Below are 22,251 nucleotides of genomic sequence, written 5' to 3' on the forward strand. Positions count from 1 at the left end.
CTCGTCCGACTCAAAGCTCGAGACCATGAGGCTTCGTAGCGCCGTCCTTCTGAGCTACGAAAATGAAACGTCCGTCGCACAGTTTCTCGACGCCGTCTGCTCGTTCTCGATATCCTTCAACCCGAACGGAAATCGACTTAGTACCTACCTCGTAGATCTCAGACTTCAGTAGAATCAGATCACCGACTTGGGCACCGACCAGAAAGTTGATATCAGTACAATGGACAGTAACCGCGTTGTCGCAACCGGTTGGGGAATCGTAGAGTGCCCGACGCACATTCATCGCCGCAGCAATGTCCATCTGGCTTAGCATTTCTCCACCGAACACCATCGGATACATATAGTTGGTCATATGTGGAAAGACGGTGAACGTTGTTTCAAAGGAACGATAGCGAAAGTTCATGCCAGCACTTCCTGTCTTGCGACAACCCTCTTCTTGATAGACGAACCGATCGTCACCAGAAAGCCATCCTGTCGTCAACCTAGCTTGATCTTATCGCTCTCTTGAGAAGGAGAGCAAGCAAGTCTGTTTCGAAAGACATGAGGCACATCAAACAATCCACCCAGAAGTCGACCTGCCGCTACGGAACTGAATTCGAGTCTACCTGACCTGCGATCAGTTAAGGTATGTAAGATTTAGCGGGGGAGGGGAGGGCGCAAAAAAATCGCCCGAAGAGCAAGCCCTTCGGACGATTCCCATTTCACGATTTGTTAAGTGGACGCTTAGCTTCCGCCATTGGTTTCACTCAGCAGTGCGACCAATTCGTCCAGATCATCTTCACCACTCTCAGCGTCGTCAGAATCGTCGCCGAAGTTCTTAGCATCCCAAGTGGCACTCAGATCGTCGGCCATGTCGCCGATCAACTGGCTGAACTGATCGTCGTCGCACAGTTCGTCCAAGGCAATTGCCTCGTCGACATAGGTTTCTTCAACCATCTCAGCACTGGAGATACTGGTCGAGCTAAGCCCCATCAATTCCACGGCCGATCGCATTTGCAAGCCAGCATAGCTTGGTGCGAGGGTTGTAAAGGATGAAGTGCTTACCAGCGACTCGGTCTGGATCGAAGCCGGAGCTGAAATCGTTGGCGTGATTGGGCTGCTGATCGAAGTTACGATCTCACTCGAGCCTACTTCAATTGGCGTAACAACACTGTCGGCTACCGGTTCACTGGATACCACCGAGCTAGAGATCATCTCACCTTCGAATGGTTCTGGATTAACCGTGGAAGGATTGGTGAAGTAGCTCAGGAGGATACTCAGATCGTCCGAAGTAACACGACGGTCATTGTTGACGTCTAAGTAAGCGGGAACAAGAGCTTCATCGATCAAGTCTGGCTCGAATCCCGGGCGGAAGTCACCAACCCGTTTACCCTGGGGCAGCACTTCATTGCTACCGTAGGTGTAATTTCGGTTACGCAACTCAGTGACCAGGAGGTTCAAGTCCAACCCTGTCACACTGGTATCGCCCTTGGTAATACCGACAGGCAGATCGTCGTTGTGCCATGGGTTGACTGCCGCAGCACCGATGGTGATTTGGTAGTCTTCGACTTCACCATCTTCAGCCAAGCCCGTTGCAGCCAAGCCGCCCGTGCTGCTGTAGCGGAAGCGAGCAATCGTATCCCCTTCGAGAGCACCTTCAGGCAGGTCGCTGATGCTGATGAGTTGTCCCAAACCTGAAGCCGAACCCGATGGATCGATTGCGTCGATCGTCAACGCACGGCTCACCAAGATCTGTTCGCCAGCATCGTCGAAGTCGCCATCCTGGTTAAAGTCGATCCAAGCATCGACGAAACCATACGCTTTGCTTCCCGATGGAACCGTTGCCGTGATGTACATCTCGTTGGTGATGCTATCACGCAGGGTGAAATCGAGGAACGAACCCCCATTGTTTGGATCTGGCGTACGGATGTAGATACCGTCGTCCGTAATACCGTCACCGCTGGCATCGAAGGTCGGTTGACCGTCGATTTCCGCATCGACGCTCGAACCCAGGTAGAAGTTATCGACCAGGTTGTGACGAGCACCATCCGATCCCAACAGCGTACCGTAGGTATCTGGGGCATCACCGAAGTCAACCAAGCCACCGACCTGAACCAGGAAGCGAGTTTCGCCCACCAGGTTACCATTGCCGTCGTCAACTTGATTGTTGAACTCGATCGGGTTGTTCGCGATGTCACGAATCACATATGGCGAGGTTGGATCGCTGTCCAAGGTAACCTTGTACAGCACACCTTCTTGGAAGACACCGGAAATCGGCACCAAGCGAATGATGTTGTTCGTCGCATCGTAGTCGAACTGGTAGTCGACGCCGTCAACCAAGACGATTGGAGTGCTCGAGGAAACAATTTCCAAGCGAACCGATTCCGTGGTAACCGTCGAATCATCAACACCAGTACCTTGGACCTGATCCGAGATCTCACCTTCGTCCAACAATTGGATTGAGATGTTGGTCAGCGGACCGGAAATCCATTGGACAATGTCCGGGCTGGCATCGAGGTCGCGATTCGCGGCATCGTTGTCCTGCGGATCGAACAGGTAACCGGTTGGCCCGGTGAAGTCGGCACGATCGAACGCACCGATGTCACGGAAGGTCACCCCACCGACACCGCCACTGGACACCACGTTCGGATCGTCAACGCGAAGCTGACCTGTGATGTCGCGTTCAGGTGCGAGAAGCGGCGTGCTGTCGATACCTAGTGGATTGACCACTTGAGCGACTTCAGCACGTTCCTGGATCGCATCGACTGCGGCATCGATCGCCTTGCTACCTTCAGCCAGGTAGAAGTTCTTGTTGGCCGGATCGACGAACAAGACATCGGTTGGCGAGAGAATCACTGGCAGACTGCCTGTGCCAACGTTTGGCGAGTTCGTTCCGTTACCTTGGAACAATGTTCGCGAAACAACCGTGTTGGCTTGCGATGTCGCGTCGGCAACCACGATACCCGTTGCGAAGTTCGCGATGATGTTATTCATCAAGGTCGGGCCGGCCGCTTCTTCAACCCGAACGCCTACATCACCGTTGTTGGTACCGTACAGCGTATTGTTGATGATGCGACCGAACGGAACCGCTCCGAGCGAACCACCTTGTGGGTCACCACTGTAAAGGATACCACCCGTTCCGCCATCGTAGATGACGTTGTTGGTGATCGTCACGCCCGTAGCCAAGCGACGCGAGTTCGCAGCCGATGGGACATTGATCGGAGCACCCTGGTGCGGTCGGTTGTTAGCCGAGAGTTGATCTTCGACCGTCAAGCGATCGCCAGCGTCAACCAAGATTCCATAGTTCGCCGAATTCGAGATATAGTTCGAGCCGATGATGATCTGCCCTTGATCTCGTTTTCGGTTGGAGTCTCCCTTGAGATTGAACTCGTAGAAGAAGCCAAGCGAGTCGTGACGAATGATGTCCAACGATTCGGTCGTCAGACCAGTGATTGGATCGGTGAAGCTTCGTACACTGGACTGCGTTTCACCATTGAATAGGCGATTAACGAAGGCGTAATCACCCAGGACCGAGTTCGCCAAGTCATCCGATACGCGTACGTCGAGCGAGTACTGACCTTCGTACGTTTTCACCTGACGACCCGGATCGTTCTTGGCGATCTTCGTTGGGTCGTAACCCAAGGAAGCCGCTGCCTGGTTGCCATTGGCAGCCAGAGGAGCTGGGTTGCCAGCGACCGATACGAAGTAGTTACCTGCGGTAGCAGCGGTGAACTCGTACACATCGGAATTCGCACCTTCGGTCAACGTCATGCTGACTTCGGAGTACGTTCCGTTCGGATTCTGCATGAACAGTCGCAGCATTCCTTCCACACCAATCGTGTTGGCGAAGAAGGTGGACAGCGTAAACTGAACCGATTGATTCTCAGCCAAGGTGAACTTGTAGACATCGATGTCAGCAAATCCGTCCGTTTTATCTGCCGAGTCGTTGTCGCCAATCACACCAGCGATCTGACGGTAGGTAAACGTTCCGGCCGCAACCAGATCGCCACGCAGATTCAAATCGAACGCTTCGCGAATTGCGTCGTCCGAGCGGACGTCGTATTCGACCACCACAACATCTGAGGTCGTAACGGGCGACAGGTCAACTCGATCGCTCGTCGTCGCACCAGATCGCGAATTCAGCTGAGCATAAACCCCAAAGCCGTCGTTGGTGCTGTTAATCAAACCGCGTGCGATTTGGCCCGTGTGATCGTTGATGGCGTTCATCAACTTAGTAGCGATCTGAGCTTCCGAGTCGGTGTTGTAGAAACCGATGCTGTAGACGTTGTTATTGGCGTCGTAAGCATTTCGCGTGCTCGTTCCAGTCAAACCACGTCGCTGACGTTCCGTCACCGAATCGAGATCGAAGAACTCGAAGGTGACATAATCAGTACCGTCGCTCACGCGGATCCGATCACCGTTGCCCAAACCGTCACCGGAAGCGACATCGATCGAGTAGCCTTCGATGAGGCGATCATTCGTATCGAAGTTGAAGCCTGGATCGAATCCGAGGAAATCTTCTGGAAGTCCCCAGAGATCAATCAGATCTGGCGAAGCGTAGTCGGTTCCACGACGGATTTCCAACTGGTATTCGCCGGTGACGATTTCGTTTTCACGCAGGGCGAAGTTGTGGATGAAGTTGTTCGCGGTGGTCGCACCGGTCACCATTTCACCACGCTCGGCGAAACCAATGATGATGTCGTCGAAGAACACGCCGCGGAACAAGTTGTCTTGCCCACGCTGATTTGCGTTCGTTCCGGTAGACGTTTCCAAACCGATTCGAGCCTGGTTAGCGTAACCGAAGTCATCGCCTTGCAAGGCACCGTCGTAGCCTAGTCCGCTGTCATTGACATCAAACTGGTAACCGTTGCCGTAGATGAATTCTTGGAAGCGATTGAACATCAGATAGCCTTGGGCGAATGCCTGAGGAGCCATCGTCAGGTTCATCACACGCTGGGTTTCGGTGGCCAACTCGACAGCCGTGGTTTCGCTGTTGTAGTTGATTACCGTGTTTCCGGCGGTCGTGGTCGAACTTCCTGTTACCGTCAATCCGTAAGGCGCGTCGACCTGCGCGAGATCAACGATACCTTGGATGTTGAAGGTATCCGGTGCTTCGTCGAAGATCCGGATATCGGTCATGCCGGCAAAGGCACCAAGGATCGCGGTCTCGGTCAGCTGGCGAATTTCGCTGGCCGAGTTGGTCAGCGAGAAGACGATCGGAATGTTCCCAGCAGCCGCGTCCGCAGCATTCAAAACGTACTCGAAGGTGCGAGTGGTCGTTCCATCCAAGGCTCGTACGAGTGAGAAGATGTTATTCCCAGCCGCAGCGAGCGGGTTCAATGCATCCGCAACACGTCCGGCCGAATCAAAGATGAACGATTGCCCCTTGTTATATTCAAAGGTTGTCGAACCACCGTTGATTGGATCGTTGACGATGAAGCTGCCACCGTCACCAATCTGCGAACCCTTCAGAACGCGAAGCTCTTCCGTGTTGACATTGGTATTGGTCGAAGCCTGGTACCCACCTAGGTTGATCGAACCACCCGTCGAGAAGTCGAACCGGAGTCGCAAGTTCTCTTGACCAGCGAAGGCCCCCAGATCGATGCGAGCTTGACGCCAGCCGGTGTTGTCGAACAACGACTGAACACCTTCGGTACCATTCTCGCCGTCGGCTCGCAACAGTTCGTCCACGGCGACAGAACTAGCGTCGCCAATCGTATCGAATTCGTCATCGATTGGTTGCGTTCCCAAGTCGTCGTTACGTAAGGTGTTGTTCGTGGCCAGAAGCTGCCAATCACCGTTGTCTCCCGCGATGAACACGCGGAACGCATCGGTCGCCGGAGTATCGTTTCCATTGTTGTAAACGAAGTCCTGATCTTCCGTATCCAACAAGTACGTGAAGTACAGCGTTGGCAGATCGGAAGAGTTGTAACCGTACAGGCTGAAGGTATCCGTGATTACCGTACCGTGGGCATCGCCAGGCAAGTTGTAGTCGCCGGTGGTTGCATTACCCCAGTTGTCGCGGCCAGTCTGATTGTTGACCGTACCGAAAACAGGGTCTTCGTTACCGAAGTAGATGCTGGAACCGCCATTTTGGCCAACACGAGTGTTATCAACGGGCACTGAAATACCGTGACCAGCCGAGTTATTTTCGGTGCCGGTCACGTGCCAGAGGTTTTCGTTTAGCGTACCGAACTGTAAGCCGTTGACGTTGAAAAGACCGGTCGAAATATTGGACTGGTTACCCTGGAACACGAACTGCTCGGAACCATTACCGTCGAACGCGTAGATATCACCATTCCCGGTCACACCGAACAGCACGTCTGAGTATCCGGTGTTGGCACCAGCACTGACACGTGCCGGACCAGCTGTGAGGCTCTGGAAGTTCAGAGCATTACCGAATTCGTCGGTCAGAGTAGTAATGTAATCCGCTTGGATTTCATCCCCAATGACTTGAATATTGCCATTAGGAGCCAGATCGAACAAACCACCCTGATCAGTCACCGCGTAGACGCTACTTCCAATCCAAGCGAGACCGGTCACGAAACCACCGCTCGCATTGCCACCCACCGTGAATGGGGTATCGAACGAGGTGTTTGTCGTGATATTCGATCCGGTATCGTAAGTAACGACATTGCCACCGGAAGTTGCGGTGAGCCCAGCACCGACTGCGGCATCCGCAACGGCTGTTGCCACCTGAGTCGCACTGTAGCCGACACCAATGTAAACCGGCGTATTCGTGCCACTGACACCCTTGGTTGCCGTGAAGGCCGGATCAAGCAAGGTATCGAAAGCATTGGCAACCTGGTTGTAACCAACCGAAGTACCTGCTTCGAGGAAGTTGAAGCGTTCGCCAGAAACGCTCACCGACAGATTGGTTAGGCCATTGCCGTTGGCCGCAGCGACGGCATTGCGAATCGCGTTGGCGACCTGAGTACCGCTCCAGAACTCTTCCACGTTGACAATGATGTTGCCGGCGGAAGAAGTCTGACCATAAGTACCGTCGATTACGACGCCACCGATGTTACCGGTGACCGAGGCGGAAGTATCCCCGACCAGTGAGATGCGGTTTCCGACCGTACCGTTGGCGGTGACGTTCAGACCGTTCGATGCAACGTTAATCGAATTCAACAGTTCGTTGAAGATGTCGGTCGAAGTCGAAGTGGACGTGAATGGGACGCGTACTTCGTTGGCAGCAAGCGTTAGCAAGCCGTTATCCACGTTGTCGAACACGAATCGACGAGTGACAACGCCATCACTAATCGTGATGTAACTCTTCGCGGTCGAGGTATTGGTGTTGTCGACGTTGGCGGGATTGAAGTTCACGGTATTAAGAACGCCACCGGTTTGGAAACGAATCGTTTCCGCGGTCGAGCCTTCTACCTCGAATTCCATTCCGTCACGTACGAAACGGTTACCGGATGGATTCAAGCTCAGGCGGAAATCGTTGCCCATATCGAGCTCGAACACGGTTGTCCCGAGCGGACCGGCTCCGTCTGGATCGACGGTAAAGAGCATACCGTCTTGCAGGGTGGCCGTCGTGTTGTTGCCAGTGGCACCTGTGGTGAGCATCGCATTCGATGCCGCGGAGACACCATGATCGAACAAGGTGTTAATTCGCGCGGTATAGTCACCTCGGATGTTCGTATCGGCAATGTCTGCCAAGATACCAAGGTCGATGGCCCGGGTATTGTCCGGCATACCGATGTTGGTGGAATCGTTGTTGAGGTCGGTCGCATCCATGAAGAACAGGATGTTGGCGTACTCCGACGTTGGATCGAAGTTCCAGACGTCACCACGGCTACCAACGGCATATAAGTCCAGCCCCGCAGCATTGCTGTTGTTCTGGAAACTGGTCGCTTCAAACTGGTAACCCCAACCGGTACCACTACCTTCGTTCGCGTTCTGCAGGTTGCCGAGGCGGACGTTGTTACCGGCGTTATTGATCTCGTAAGTACCAATAATGGTTGGCGTGACCAAGCTCGCCGAACCGTCGCCGGTATTAATTTGATAGAAGTTTGCGGAGTTCACATCTTCCTTACGCCCGATTTCATCCACGTTGTAGGCGTAAAGCGTTCCATCTGGAGCCATGGCCAAGTCCTTATAGGCCTGACCAGCACGACCCACGCGAGCTTCGACCGCACCGGTGAATGGATCCAGAGCGTACAGATCGGTGATATTCGCTCCCGAATCGCGGCTCAGGAACAGCGTGAAGTCACCCAGCACGTAAGGGCTGATATTGGAATCGGGATTATTGGTATCGATGATCGACGTCGAATCCGGAGCGGTTGGTGTCGAATAGTAGTCAACACCATCGATGTGATCTTCGACGATACGACGAACCGAGTTGATCGGTTCCAATCGGACGAGCGAGTTAGCGGCACCAGCACTGAAGAACTGGTCCATCTGCACGGAAGTCTGAGCCTGCGAACTGACCGCCACGTAGTAGGTGAGCGGATTTTCTGGCGTACCTGCTGGCAGCATCACGGTACCCAAGTAAGGGTCGCCCGTGTTGCTCGAACCTCGGCTCAGGTCGGTCAGACCTTCGGCACCAGGCGTTTGCGGATGCATCAAGTCGTCGTTGATGGCACCACGATCGCTGATGAAGATGAGCGTGCCCGTGGAATCGTAGACCGAAACGATTGCGTTAGCGTTGTCCAAACCAGCCGCGTAATCGAGATCGATTACCAGCGAGCCATATTCACCAGAGGCACTGGTTCCAGGAATCGACTGAATCGAATCGAAGTCGTAGCTGACTTCGTACCAGTCGACGTCAAGCCCGGTTAAGCTATCGAGTTCACCAGCGACACTGATCGCAGCACGATCCGAATTCAGCACGTTCCCCAATTGCTGAGCATTACCTTGGGTGTCGTTGTTGCTGCCATTTTCAGAGGATTCACCCAGCACTGGCGAGTGACCAGGCTGACCGTAAATCGAGATACCGTTTTCTGCATAGCGGATATCGGCAAATTGAATCGAAGAACCGGCCAGTTCGTCGACTTCACGTAGTCGGACGTTCAATTGGTACACACCAGAGGTGGTGCCCGACATCACGTTACCGTCGACCGAAGTCAGGTTATCCGAATTGCTACGGACGCGAACGTGGTAGGTTCGAGCGGTGCCGGCCTGACCTGGCAAGACGACTCGCATACCCGCATCCCGTGGATTGTTTGACCACAGATCTTCGTCGTAGAAGCCCGACTTCTGCAGTGGGTTGGTCACGGTCAGCAGCGAGCTTTGACCGTAGAAGCTGTTGCCCGACTGATCGTACGAGTTGGTCGAGGCGGACAGAACGTTGCCATCGCCGTCGATCAGCTCGACCACAACGTCGAGGTAGTAGCTGGTCTTGTCGATATCGAACCAAACTTCAGTCCCTGGCTCGGCAACGAAACTATAGACGTCGACGTCGGCATTGTTGCTGAGGTAACCGTTGACCTCGTAGCCCAGACGCTGCGTATCGTCGCCACCGTATTCATCTGGAGCTAACTGACCCAGGTATTGCGAAGTCAGTGGGCTGCCGTTGATCCCTTGACCGGTCAGATTGTTCGCTTCCGATTCAACGATCACTTGCACGTTGCGATCGTTGGCAAACTGATCGATCGTCAAACCTTGCCATCCACCTGGCAAGGGACTGGATGCACCGGCGTCGTTATTGGTGTCATTCTGAGCGGCACCAAACTGATCGAAACCGGCACCAACCGTGTCGTCACGGAAATCGGTGAAGATGACCGGAAAGCCTGCTTGTCCGACAACGTGCAGCATGCCACCGATACGATCATCGATATCGAGTTGCGTGCCCGTCGCCACGAATCCAGCGTCGGCACCCAGAAGCTTAACGACCAAGCTTTCCGTAGCCGAGCTTTCGATACGGATACCACCGTAGGTGTGGAAGTTAGTCGAATAGATGGTGTCGAACACAACGTGGACGATGTCGGTATCATCCCAGACGCTCTGCGTGGTCAACACACCGCCGCGAACGACCATGCCATTCAGATCGTTGTCGGTCAGCAGGTTACGACGAATCAACGCACCCTGGTTGTCACCCAAACCTGGTTGGACATCCAGACCGCCGGTGGAACGTCCCCAGTCGACGATCAACTCATAGCTGAGCGAGCTGGTGTCGACGCTCATTACGTTGGCCGAGTTGTAACGGAAGTTGTTACCAACGATGATCGGCTGCGAATCACGCATGAAGATCACGGCGTTGGCGTTGCTCATGTGCCCGTTACGGGTTGCACCACCGGAATTCTGACCTGCTTCATCGAAGCCGTCGTCGTTGTACTCGAAGGTCGAGTTCGTGATACGAACTACAGCCTGGTGAATTTCGACCGCGTTGAATTGAGCCTGGCCACCAGCCACATTCGATTCACCACCGGCATACGCGATCAAAGCCTGATCGATGCTGCCAGAGGAAGCGTGAGCGAAGTAGATACCACTCCAATCGCCAGGAGCGGGAGCGGTGGCATCGCCGTTGTTGTTCGTATCAAACGTACCGCCAAAGCCATAGCGATCGTCTTGCAGCGAGGTGAACACGACCGGACGACCAGGAGCTCCTTCAGCAATGAAGTTAGCTCCCATTTCGACTTCGATACGGCCAGCATTGAATTTAACAACCACGTTAGGGTCGACCACCAAGCTGGCGTCAAAGCGGGCAACGTAAATTGGCTCAACGTTCAGACTTCCACCGAAGATTTGGAAATCGTTGACGTCGAAGTAGTTGGCATCGAAGTCACCTTGCATGGTGATGATGCTGTTCTGTGTCTCTGCATCGATATCCAGGAAGTAGCCTGGTCCTTCGAATGCTTGAGCGTCACGGAACTGATTAATGTAACCGGCCATCAACTCAGCCAGGTACGATTCCGTGAAGTTCAGTGCTAGATCGGAAGACAAGTCGATCGTTACGACTTGATTGTATGCGAGGAACTGCGGCGAATTCGGGTCGGCCGGGTTGTAATAAGGGTTCGGGTACAGAGCGTCCTCGGCGATTGTTCCCCCTTGACCTCCTTCGACAAACTGAATCACCAGCGTGCGATACGCATAAGGATTGTTGTCCGCCAAGGCGATGAAGCGGAAGTAGCTTCCGACTTCGATGCCCGAGAGATGCGTAACTTTGATCGCATCTTGCGTGTCGGTATAAGCACCGCCCGGCGTCGAGTTAATGTGCAGGGCTTCCTGAATCACGTACACCATATCGGTGTCGTCAAAACGACCAGCAACGGTCATTTCTTCGATCGGCTGACCTGGGCTGGAGCTGATGCGTACCAGCATGCCGTTGGTCGAGTTGTTGACAACTCGGTTGCCGAAGATATCGGGACCGACACGAGTGATGTCTGGCGTAAACGCAGCCGGAGCACCGTTGTAAACCGTGTAATTCGATTCCTCGAAGCTGTTTGGATCGGCCGACAGAGCAGCACCCGCACTGAGGCGAATGATGTTGTAGTTGATCGTCGGTCGCGATTCTTCCAAGTAAATTGGAGCCAGCGATACGTCCGCTCCGTCCACTTCGGTGATACCACCAGCGTAACGGAATTCCGCACCGATGACCGAGTTCAGGAAGATACCACTATCGGCGAAGCTACCACGCAGCTGTTCGCGATCGACTTCCTGATTGAAGAGGATACCACCCCAGTTACCTGGGCTGGCGTCGCCTTGCAGATAGCTGGCATTGCCCACGCGTTCAGCCGTGGGATCGTTCAACAGGGTGGTTTCACGGTACGAAGTCAACGTGACGCGGCGATCGACACGTTCGGCATCGATCGAGCTTTCGATGATGTTACCGTTGGTATCGGTGCGTGGTTGGTAACGTTCCGGAATACCGAGAATTTGCAGAGCAGCAAAGCTGCGGTCGTCGGTCACCGAGGTGCTACCGACTTGGATACTCGCATTATTGAACTTGAGGATCGCACCTTCGTCGATCATCAGCGTCACGCCCTTCGGAATGACAATATCCGTACCATCGCGAAGTGGTGCATTCGTAAGAGGATCGCGACCAATCAAGTAGGCAACGTTATCGGCCAGCGTATCCGGATCATCACTGGTACCCGGCAAGCCAATCACACGAATGACGTCTCCGCGATTGGCTGACTTCGCAGCGGCAATCGCAGCGGCAATCGTCTTGAATGGCTGATTGATCGAACCGGTCTGAGCGGTACCTGCGTAGGTGGCATCGACAAATAGGGTTCGTGGAGCCGTCGAGCTGAGACCGGTGTAGGTCGATGGTTCAGCGCGGAACCAGAAGTTGTAATTTCCACCCGCGACACCATCAAGATCGCCATCGAGAGCTGCCCCGGCGGCTGCACCACTGGTGATCACGATCGATTGATCGAGAATGATCTGCGGGTCGAGCGTGATCGGATTATTGGTTGCCAAGCCGCTCAGTTCGATACGATTACCGGTCGATGTCGCATCGACGTTGAAATTGGCATTATTGATCGCGGCAACCAATGCGGCCACGATTTCGCTTTGCAGCGACGTGGTCAAAATCGCGACGCGTTCGTGCGTCGAATCAGTCAACTGGCCATCGGTGTCGAATTCGAAGACACGCGTCAGGGTGCCGTCTCGCAGCGTGATCGTGGTTCCATCGACAAACCCGCTTCCGTCGGCTTGGACGACAACCGTATTCAGTTGAGCGACGGTCGAACCGGTGTCGCGGATCGAATCGTTAACCGTTGGGCTGAATCGCAGTTGCAATTCGTATTCGCCCTGCGATGTACCACCGAAACCGGAATCTTCGATGTTCGGATCGTAGACATCGTTACCACTGGCCGAAACACCGATGTAGTAAGTGCCTGGTTCCAGTTCCAGCGACATGAACGGATCTTCGCTGTAGTAATCGTTGTTGCGGGCGATCGCAGTGTAGGTACCGTCTCCATTGCGACGATACAGTGTCAACGCAGCATCAAGTCGGCTCGAATCATTGAGACGTTCGGCGACGATTTCTGCGTTGAGTGTTCCGGTTTGCGTGACCTCGAACTGATATAGGTCGATGTCAATAACGTCGGGACGATACAGATGTTGCAGGTGAGTGATATCGAAGTCGCCTGGCAACAAGCGTTCGACGTTCTGGCCGAAGTCGAGATTAGAGTCATCGGAACCCATGTTCGTGCCGATCGGCAAGTCATAGGTATGCTGCAGGCCCAATAAGTGACCAATTTCGTGGAAAGCGGTCCACTGCCACGCAGCCCCAACTTCGTCATCGCCTGGCTTATCATGGTCAGCGGTTTCCATGATCGCCAAACCACCACCGGCCAAACCAGCCGCACCGCCAGGACCCGTTGGGATCTCTGGATCGAGGGCACGAAGGTCACCGGTAACGACACCCAGGTTCGCGACAACACTGTTAGGAACTTCGATGAACTCGATACCGGAGTAAAACGAGTAGATCTCGAAGATTTCGCGAGCACGTTGCTTCTGTGCTTCGGTGATCTGGTTGTGCAGCAATTCGCCGTCGGCACTGGCCGGATCAACACCGTAAATATCTGGGAAGTTGTACGTTAGGACCGTGACGCCGAAACCGTTAGTGTCTTCGCTTCCAAGATGGTTTTCGCCACCGACTTCAATATCGCGATGTCCCGGTTCGTCGTTACCGCCCGGCAGAGCGATGTCGTACGACGAGGTGTTTTGAATTTCACCACGAATCACCAGTGCCTGCGTTTGATCGACAATCAAGCCAGTCGTCTTGTTGCCCAAGATCATGCTGACGCGATTGCCCTGCGTTCCGCGAAGCTGCGATCGGTCGTCACTGAACCCGGTGACGGTCGTTGCATCGACGGCGAACGTGGCACTCGTCTGCCCCGTGATTGCCGAGCGAATCGCAGCAGCAAGAGCACCCGTTGAATTGTTAGCAATTGCGGCAATGTTAATTGGAATGTTGCCAGCAGTGAACGATCCATCCGAAGTCAGCTCGAAGGTACGAAGGTTCCCCAAACCGTCGTCGATGGTGAATGTCGTATGATTGACGTCGACCTGACCATCGTTATTGGTATCCTCGAAGGCACCGCGGGTTACTCGGAACTCATGGTTACCGGCGAAGATGTTAGAACCCGGCGCGTAGTTTTCCAGACCGTCAGCACTTTGCAGATCGACCGACGACGCCAGATCGGAAAGGTTAAACGCTGTTTCGAAGCTGGAGCCAGCGTCGGTGCCACCATCTAGGGTTGTCGTATCCAGGATCTGCGATCCCTTGCTGGCGATACCGCGGACACCAACCTGGAGACGGAATACCGTGGCGTAACCGGCATTCGTCTCGTTCGCAGCGATTAGATTTTCGATCGGACCGCTGAAACGAAGCATCGCCAAGTCCGCGTCGGCATCGTAAACCACTTCGACCGGGTAGAACGCCTGCGAATCGTTACCCAGCCCCAAATCGTTGTTGGTGGCTGCTCCTGAGTCCGATTCGGCGTATTGGAAGGTCAGCTGGTAATAGTCAGGATTTGTGGCCAGAGTTGGGTCAAGATCGTCGTCATTGAAGTAGACGTAGATCATGTCCCGGGCGATTTCCAAGTTGCCGGTTTGCTGGTTACGAGTAACCGGCTGGGGGACGACCGACATCACCTGGGGAGCGAGGTTCAGCTCGAAGTTACGCGTGAAGGCGTTGGCCGACTGGCCTTCCATGTCGCGCAGGGCGCTGGTGACCTGAATGCGGTAGATATCGTCCGGTAGAGCCTCACCGAAGCGAACGACCACTTCGCTTGGCTGATCGCCAATACCGATGAACCCTTCAAAGTTCGAATCAGGTCCAGTGATCTTGACGTCGTCGGCCGTTCCCAGCTTACCGTCGAGACCAGCACGGGTGATGACGATACCGTCAGCCACCGTATTGCCGTCAATCAGGTCGCCTGCATCTCCAATTTCTGCGAAGTTGAAGGTCAACGAACGAGGCGAGAGGCCACGTACGTCGTTCTCTTCCAGCAATTCGCCGGTGTTCGGCTGAATACTGACCAGTTGCGGCACTACGTTCGCAGCCAGAAGTTGACGAACTTCGAGCGGTTCGTATTGCATACGCCGCTGCTTGGTTTGCCGAAGCTGGCGGCTCTTCTTGTTGAGATCTCGTCGTTGTGCTCGGGTAAGCTTACTCGCATGACGATTGGTCATTTGGCAAACCTTCTTATTCTTCGTAAAAGCTGGAGCTTGATTAGGTAAGTTCGACGGCAGCGTCGTGTCGCGGATCTGGTGACAAGGCCCCTAGATCACAATTTAGAAATGGCAAATGCGATAAGGAGAAATGGACCGACATTTAGGAGACCCAAGTCGGATTATAATTACCCAAATTAACACTGCAATTTCTAGCCGTATGATTCGATCTATTTCGCCCAGTCGACTCAAACTGTTATCTTGCGGGGTCTCAGCAACGAATGTCGATGCCTGATGGTTTCCGAAGATTCTTCTTAAGCAGTTGTAATCATTGACGTTACGAATGATTCCGAATCGTTCGACAATCATTTTCGCTGAGTTAACAGCGGTACTTGTCGATGTTGTGACGCGTTGTGTTGGCTGCTAGTTCCCGTATTTCCCCTAGAATCTGGCCATTCGCCCTAAATATCAAAGGGTGTATTTCCGACCAGCGTAGCAGCTTGCTGTCAAGCAGGCATCAAGACGATGCAATGCAGAAAAAGAAAAAAGACCTCCCCACGTGGGGGAGGCCTCTGTACATCATCGATTGGGATGGTGAGGGCTGTACCGATTAGAAGGCCAGCAATTCTTCATCCCATTGCTCGTCACCGAAGATTTCGTCTTCGAGGCGGCTGGAAGTCGAATCCGATTCTTCCGAATCGGTTTCGACCGAAAGAAGCAGATCGTCCTGTTCGCCATTGGAGTAATCGAATCCGGCATCGCTGAACGCTTCATCAACGACCAAGCTGGTATCCGCCGTTTGCGAGCCTTCATCGGTCGAGGACGTTTCCGACTCGGTGGTGATCGACTGCCAGCCGATATAAACCGAGCTTGAGGAAGCGACAGGCGAAATCGTTTCCGACTTAGAAATCGGAGCCGCGACTTCCGCGATTTGAGGAGAAGCGAAGGTTTCGACAACCTTGTTCGTGATCGGTGAAGCAACTTCCGAGGCGATTGCCGCAGGCTCTGCTTCGAGCGATTCCGCTTCCCATTTGCTTTGCGTGAAGGCGTCAACCAAGCTCAACAAGTCGAGATAGGAGAAACGGCCGTCACCATTAACATCGATGTAATCCGAGAAATTCGTGGTCGGGAAGGACCATTCCGGCAAGTCACGCGAACCGCTCGTTTGCAGTTGCTTGATCACCTTCACCAAGTCCAAACCCGTCAAAGAGCCATCGTTATTCACGTCCCCCTTGATGCTGTTGGAATTGTGGAAGGCGAGGACCGACTGCGTCACCCCGCTACCACCATTGGCTCCGGTAGCTGTTGGATCAAGCGGTGCAACCAAGGTAACGGTGGCCGTTTCAGTGTTTCCAGCCGTATCTTCGACCGTGTACTGGAACGTGATGTCCTGGGTCAAATCGGAGACACCACCCGCATTGAAGATAATGCGAGTCCCATCGGTCGACACCGAGATATCGAGTGCAGGATCAGTAACCGGGCTAATGTTGGTCACGCTGCCAGGAACGATCGACAACGTTCGATTATAGAAACTGCTGTCGTTCGCCAAGACATTGAAGAACTGACCATCGGTGTCTTCGAGGTACTCGAATACGTCGTTGTTCGCCGTTAAGCCGGCATCCGGACCTTGGGTCACATATACCTTGTAATCTTCGATTTCGCCGAAGGAATCATTCGCTTCTGGACCGACATTCAACGTCGGACCAACGCGGAACCGAACACTTGCAGCCAATCGAGCGGCCGTAGGCAAGATCGAGTCGTCAAACACCGTTGTTGGGATGTTGAAGGTGTACTCGTGCTGTCCAGGTCGCAAAACGACGTTGGTAAAGATTCGTTCGCCGGCATCGTCCCAGTCGCCATCCTTGTTGAAGTCAAACCAAGCATTCATCACGGTGTTCGCTTGCGTGACGCTGGAAATGATCGTGACGGTGTTGGCGCCCTTCTTAATGCCGTTGTTGAAGATCACACCGTCATCCACGATCGGGCTCGATCCGAGAAAAGCTCCGGGGGCGATCGGAGCACTTCCGTCACCACCGTTGCCCGAGTCCGCACCGGAAAGGACACCAAACGTCAGCGGAGCCGACAAGGTTGCCGTTCCATCCGCTGCCAAGTCAATGAAGATCGGATTGGTCGAAGTAACGACCGTGCCGGCAGTTGGCACTGGCAGAATCTGGAAATGTCCCGAGTAGCCTGAACGAAGCTGGAAACGTCCTAGGGAGTCAGAAGTTGCGGTTGGTTCGCAAAGCCCGATGACACCATCACCGTTATAGTCGAGGAAGAACCGTGCTCCGCCGACGCCGACTTCATTGTCGTCTTGGACACCGTCCATATCGAGGTCTTGGAAGGCCAAGCCAACCATACCCACCGAAGTTCCCCCAGGAACGTCCGTGGCAGCCACAAGTTCGTCGTTATAGAAAGCAATCGACTGACCTGCGACGGCAGTAATCTCGCCCAGCTCGCGGTATTCCAAACCGAACAGATCGTTGTCGAAGTCATCGAAGTAACCATCGGCTGGAGCCGAATCGACCATGGTATCGGTAATGCCCAGCAGGCTACCTTCCAGGGTAACTTCGTAACCGTCGAGCGGATCTTCGGTCGAGAAGGTAGAAGTCGAAAGAACGCCAGTCGGCAGGAAGTCGTAGTAACTGCTGTTGCCACCGGAAGCGCCAACCCACAGATCGAGTCCGCGTGCGTTGACAGCCTCAGCAATATCGGTTTCAACAGTTGCCCACAAAGCCATTTCAGACGAAGACAGTCCATCGGTTACTGCATCTTCGCCCGAGAGAACGATGATCAGGTCATGGCTGATCAGTTCATCGAAGACGGAAGCGGTGAGATAGTTGATGTTGTAAAAATCAGTACGCTCGTAACCGGGAGCCGAATGGCCGCCGTTCGAGAAACTCCAGTCGGTCAAACCGTTACCGACCACAGCGATCGAGTAGTTTGCCTTGGCGATTTCTGCCGCGGTACCTTTTCCTCGCAGGAAGTCGAGGACGGCATAGTCGTAACCTAGCATGCCCGGCACTTCGCCATCGAGAATGGCGCGGTTACTTGCGTAGAAGTTACCGCCGATCGCACCGGAGAACGAAACCGTTCCGTCAGGAAGTGGCACACCACACGCGTCGACCACGGGGCCACCGGTCGGTGGATCGGTACCTTGCAGCACTGTCACGTTGCCGTTGGTAATGTCAAAGAAGATATTGCCGACCGCTTCAACACGGAAGCGAACTTCGGTGGAAGCTTGGTTCGGCACGTACAACAGTTCTTCGCCGTCGTTCGATGTGCTGTCGATCACCGTGTATGGGTAGGTGTAACCACCATCGGTCGACATCGCGATACGTACGTTCTGGGTGTTGATCGCACCCGAATCCGTACCGGCAACATCCCACTCGAAGTTGTAGAGCTGACCACCAGCGAGCGTTTCGCCTGGCATCGGTGCGGTAGTTTGGAACGGCGAACCGGTATCAACGACGGTTAGCTGCACGTTGTCTGAGCCATAACCACCAGCGGCAGCTAACGAATCACGTACCGTAACCTCGAAATTGAGAGTACGATCGGTACTCGGCAGGATATTAGCAACTTCCGTCGTATTGTTGACCAACGAGTCGAGCGATGGGAACGTACGGGAGTTATCCGTGGTCGGCGGGATGTAACGGAATAAAGGTCCGTAACCAAGATCGCCATCAGCAAGGGCACCGTCTCCTTGGTCAACTTGATCCCAGGTATACGTGAGCTCGTCACCGTCACCGTCAGTGCCCGTTGAAGTCAACACAAACGGCGTGTTCGCTGGAATGGTGTAGTTCCCACCACCGTCCACTGTAGGAACCTGATTGTTGGTCGCGGTCCGCGTGCCAACCGTCGGGATAGCGGAATCGACGTGGGCGATGATCTGATCGATACTTGCTGCATGGAAGTAGGGATCAAAGTCAGCCACGTAACTATCGGGACCGCAAAGAGGCGGGTATCCCATGATCGTCGTACCACCACCAGGCTCGACGCCGATACCATTGGCTGGCCCGTAGCAGTAGGACCAAGTATGGTCCGCACCGAACATGTGCCCGAATTCGTGGGCAGAAACGAGAGCGAAGTAAGGGCTTAGCGGATCGTCGGTCACCGCGACGCCTTGAGCTTTGATCCCGTCCACACCAGCGGAACCAAGACGAGCGACACCGTAAGAAGACGAGGTCGGATCGTAGCCGTAAACTTGCGATAGGTCGTAATTGGCGTTACCAATCGTTGCGTCAACTTCGGTCTGATTCGGTGCCAATAAAGTTAGACCGTTTGCTCCCACCACCGGATACGGATCGCTCGCTGGATCAACGTAAACGATGCTCATGTTGTTTCCAACCAATTCCAGATGAATTGATAGGTCACGTCGATAGATCGCATCGATTCGGTTGTTCGCAGTAACAATCGCCGCCATCGCGTTAGCTTGGCTACCCAAGTTTTGGCCAAACTCACCTGTGGCTGCGACGGCGAGTCGGTAAGTACGCAGTTCCGTTCCCGAGGTCAACTGTGCGACGCCTGAACCACTGGTAACCGCGCTGATCAATTCCTGGAAAGTCTGAGTGCCACTACCGCCGCTACTTTCTCCTTCGGAACCATTATGGTCCGAGTCCCCGCCGTCATCTTCATGCAACAGGTCATCGCCCAGCGAAGCGATCTCGCCAATCGCATCATCACCAAAGTACGACGCATAATGAGCATCGTCTTGGAAGTAATAAGGATCGATCAGGTAAGCGCCCGTCGAACCAATCACTTGTGCGTGAAAACCGAGCTGAGTGACATCGAGAGCGATGCTACTATCAGGATTATCAATCGACTGGCCATAGAAAGTCTTGATCTGAGGCAACTGGGCAGCCAATTCGGGTGCCATCAGTTGCGACTCGAAGATCTCGAACCGCTCGAAACTCCCGTCAGGACGTGGCAATTCGATGACAAGGCCATCCTCGGTCGAGAATTCCTTAGGGGCCGTGGCCAGAAGATTACGCAGGGCCGAGATATCGAGACTTAGCGTCTCGTAGGCCGACGCGTAAGCAAAGTCCTCAGCGGTGCCCGAGTTGTTTTCGGGGGCCTCGTCCAGTTTTTGCCATAGATCAGCGGACAAGAGAGCGCGGGTTTCAAGGTGCTCAATACGACTATGATGCAAGCGGTTGATACGACGTTTGTTTTGTCGATTAAGGCCGCGACGCTTCATGGAATCACTCCTCACGCAGGACGAATCACTGTGGATGTTATGGAATTAATAGGCAGATAAGGCGAATGGCGATCCGATCGAAACGCATTACGGATAAACATGATCGGATGCTTGCGGAGGGATTCTCACCGGCCCAATTCTGGGCTCTGGACTTACCTCTACCTTTGACCTTGCCCCGCCAATTGGGTAGCTCAACGGAATATACTTAGATTGACAATAGTTGCGGATGTTCCGATTTTCTACCCAAATCACCAGAATTTAGCGAAATCGATACCCCCCGGCGGGGCTGTCTATATCGCCACAGCCATTCTACGTGTCCTGAAAGCGCATAAAAATAGGGGGTGACTTTTGGTCACCCCCTATTAGAGTCTCTAATTTTCGAGCGTTGATCTGATTACCAGGTGTACTCGAAACCAACCGTTGGACCGTGGTAAACCGCGTTGCCGTTGTCGTTAACAACTGCGGCTCGACCTGCGAGTGCCGTCCCGAGTGGCGAAGCTCCGCCGGTCGAGAAGTTGAAGTTGTCGCTCGATAGGGCGACACCGTCGATGTACACGACTTGGTAACCAGCCCGCAGGGTGGCTCGTGGTGCCAAGCGGAAGGTGCTCATGAAACCACCTTCAGCAACCAGCGAGGCCCGACGTTGGGTTGCCCGTTCATACACAGGGCCGCCACCGGTGAAATCCAAGGTCGACTTCTGAGTTGCGGCGTTACCGTAAACACCCGCTTCACCGAAGGCAGTCAACGACCAGCGAGTGGTCAGCTTCAAGGTTGAATCCAAACCGAGCTGGGCACCGAACATGTCGTTCGTGGCGTCGACGGTGTAGATCATCGAACCGGTGTTCCCAGCGGTCAGATAGATCGAGTCGTCAGCCATGCGAACATAGCGGAAACCAACCCAGTACGATGCTTGCCACCAGCAGTTAGGCGAGGTGAAGAAGCGTCGCAGGTTCAGCTCGAACGAATCGAAGTTGTTCGAGGTTGCGAACGATTGGAAGTTTGCATTGTCGGTTTCAGCGTAGCCACCAACCGGATCCACACCGAATCGCGAGAACGGGGAGAACAGGTCGCCGGCTCCCGAGACCGAACTGAGCGAAGACCAGTTGCCCATGCCCAGGTAGCTGAACTCAAAGTAGCTGCCGACAAATGCCGAGCGTTGCAGCGTCATTCGAGTACCACCTTGGAAGTTGAAGTCAACGTCCTCGGTGCTGAGCACTGGGTTGTTGGCTGCCGCTTGCGAGGAAAGCACGGTGTTGTTGGCGTTGCCTGGCTCGAACATGAAGAACGTCGCGTCCACCGATACGTCGAAGTATCGTGGAGCACAACGACCACCATAGTTGCTCATGTCCCAGGCGTTGCCGATACCGCGAGAAAACCCGCAGTAAACGCCGCCGCCGGTCAGACCGCAGCAGCCGCCGCAACCAGCTCCACCGCAAGCCTGGCAACCACCGAAGTGGCCTCCACGACCGCCCATGCAGCTTTGGCAGCCAGCGCCGCCGCAACTTGCACAGCCGCCGTAGCCGCCCATGTGACTTGCAGGCATGACGTTTGGATCCATCATGGGTTGCCCGGGAGCAGCCATGCCGTATCCGGCTTCCATCGGCATGCCATATCCGGCTGGGGCAACACCGTACGGTGCTGCCATGCCTGGCATCATCATTTGGCCGTATGGGTCCATAGCGACATACGGATTCGGCCCAGGCTGCATGGGCATCTGTGGCCCTTGCTGGTCAACCTGTTGCCGCTCAACTCGCCAGTCGCCACTGGCAAATTGGCCGACGGCGGACGATTCTTGTCCGATCGTCCGCTGACCGGTTTGGTTGGCATAGGTTGTCTTTTCAGCGTTCGCCTGAGCGGCAAAAAACACTGTGGACAACGTCAAGGCGGTCCACAAGGTAGTGGCTCTCATGGGTTCCTCTTTCGCAATCGAAAGGCAACTGGATGGCCCAGTGGTCGACAACGGTTGGTAAATTGGCTATCGCAGGCCGCCCTAGTGGGCAGAC

General features: G+C 54.3%; 4 protein-coding genes. All 4 read right to left on the reverse strand.

Annotation, left to right across the window (positions count from 1 at the left end):
* Positions 1-10: 10 nt before the first annotated feature.
* The 4 genes from C5Y83_RS12180 to C5Y83_RS12195 all read right to left on the reverse strand — a co-directional run bounded on the left by C5Y83_RS12180 (position 11) and on the right by C5Y83_RS12195 (position 22,157).
* The gene (locus C5Y83_RS12180; RefSeq protein WP_105330016.1) at positions 11-403 is read right to left on the reverse strand and encodes an acyl-CoA thioesterase; all 393 of its coding nucleotides are present in this window, start codon (positions 401-403) and stop codon (positions 11-13) included.
* Between the two features lie 320 nt (positions 404-723).
* Positions 724-15,072 (reverse strand): GEVED domain-containing protein, encoded by a 14,349-nt coding sequence (locus C5Y83_RS12185; protein WP_105330017.1) that lies wholly within the window; start codon positions 15,070-15,072, stop codon positions 724-726.
* A 589-nt stretch (positions 15,073-15,661) separates the two neighbouring features.
* Complete coding sequence (locus C5Y83_RS12190; RefSeq protein WP_105330018.1) at positions 15,662-20,248, reverse strand: reprolysin-like metallopeptidase; 4,587 nt, start codon at positions 20,246-20,248, stop codon at positions 15,662-15,664.
* Between the two features lie 394 nt (positions 20,249-20,642).
* Positions 20,643-22,157 (reverse strand): hypothetical protein, encoded by a 1,515-nt coding sequence (locus tag C5Y83_RS12195; RefSeq protein ID WP_105330019.1) that lies wholly within the window; start codon positions 22,155-22,157, stop codon positions 20,643-20,645.
* Positions 22,158-22,251 lie beyond the last annotated feature (94 nt).

Source organism: Blastopirellula marina (assembly GCF_002967765.1).
Classification (GTDB): domain Bacteria; phylum Planctomycetota; class Planctomycetia; order Pirellulales; family Pirellulaceae; genus Bremerella; species Bremerella marina_A.

Bases quoted from the DNA above. Each gene is read 5' to 3' on its own strand.
- C5Y83_RS12180 (WP_105330016.1), bottom strand. From the start codon at position 403: ATGAACTTTCGCTATCGTTCCTTTGAAACAACGTTCACCGTCTTTCCA.
- C5Y83_RS12185 (WP_105330017.1), bottom strand. From the start codon at position 15,072: ATGACCAATCGTCATGCGAGTAAGCTTACCCGAGCACAACGACGAGAT.
- C5Y83_RS12190 (WP_105330018.1), bottom strand. From the start codon at position 20,248: ATGAAGCGTCGCGGCCTTAATCGACAAAACAAACGTCGTATCAACCGC.
- C5Y83_RS12195 (WP_105330019.1), bottom strand. From the start codon at position 22,157: ATGAGAGCCACTACCTTGTGGACCGCCTTGACGTTGTCCACAGTGTTT.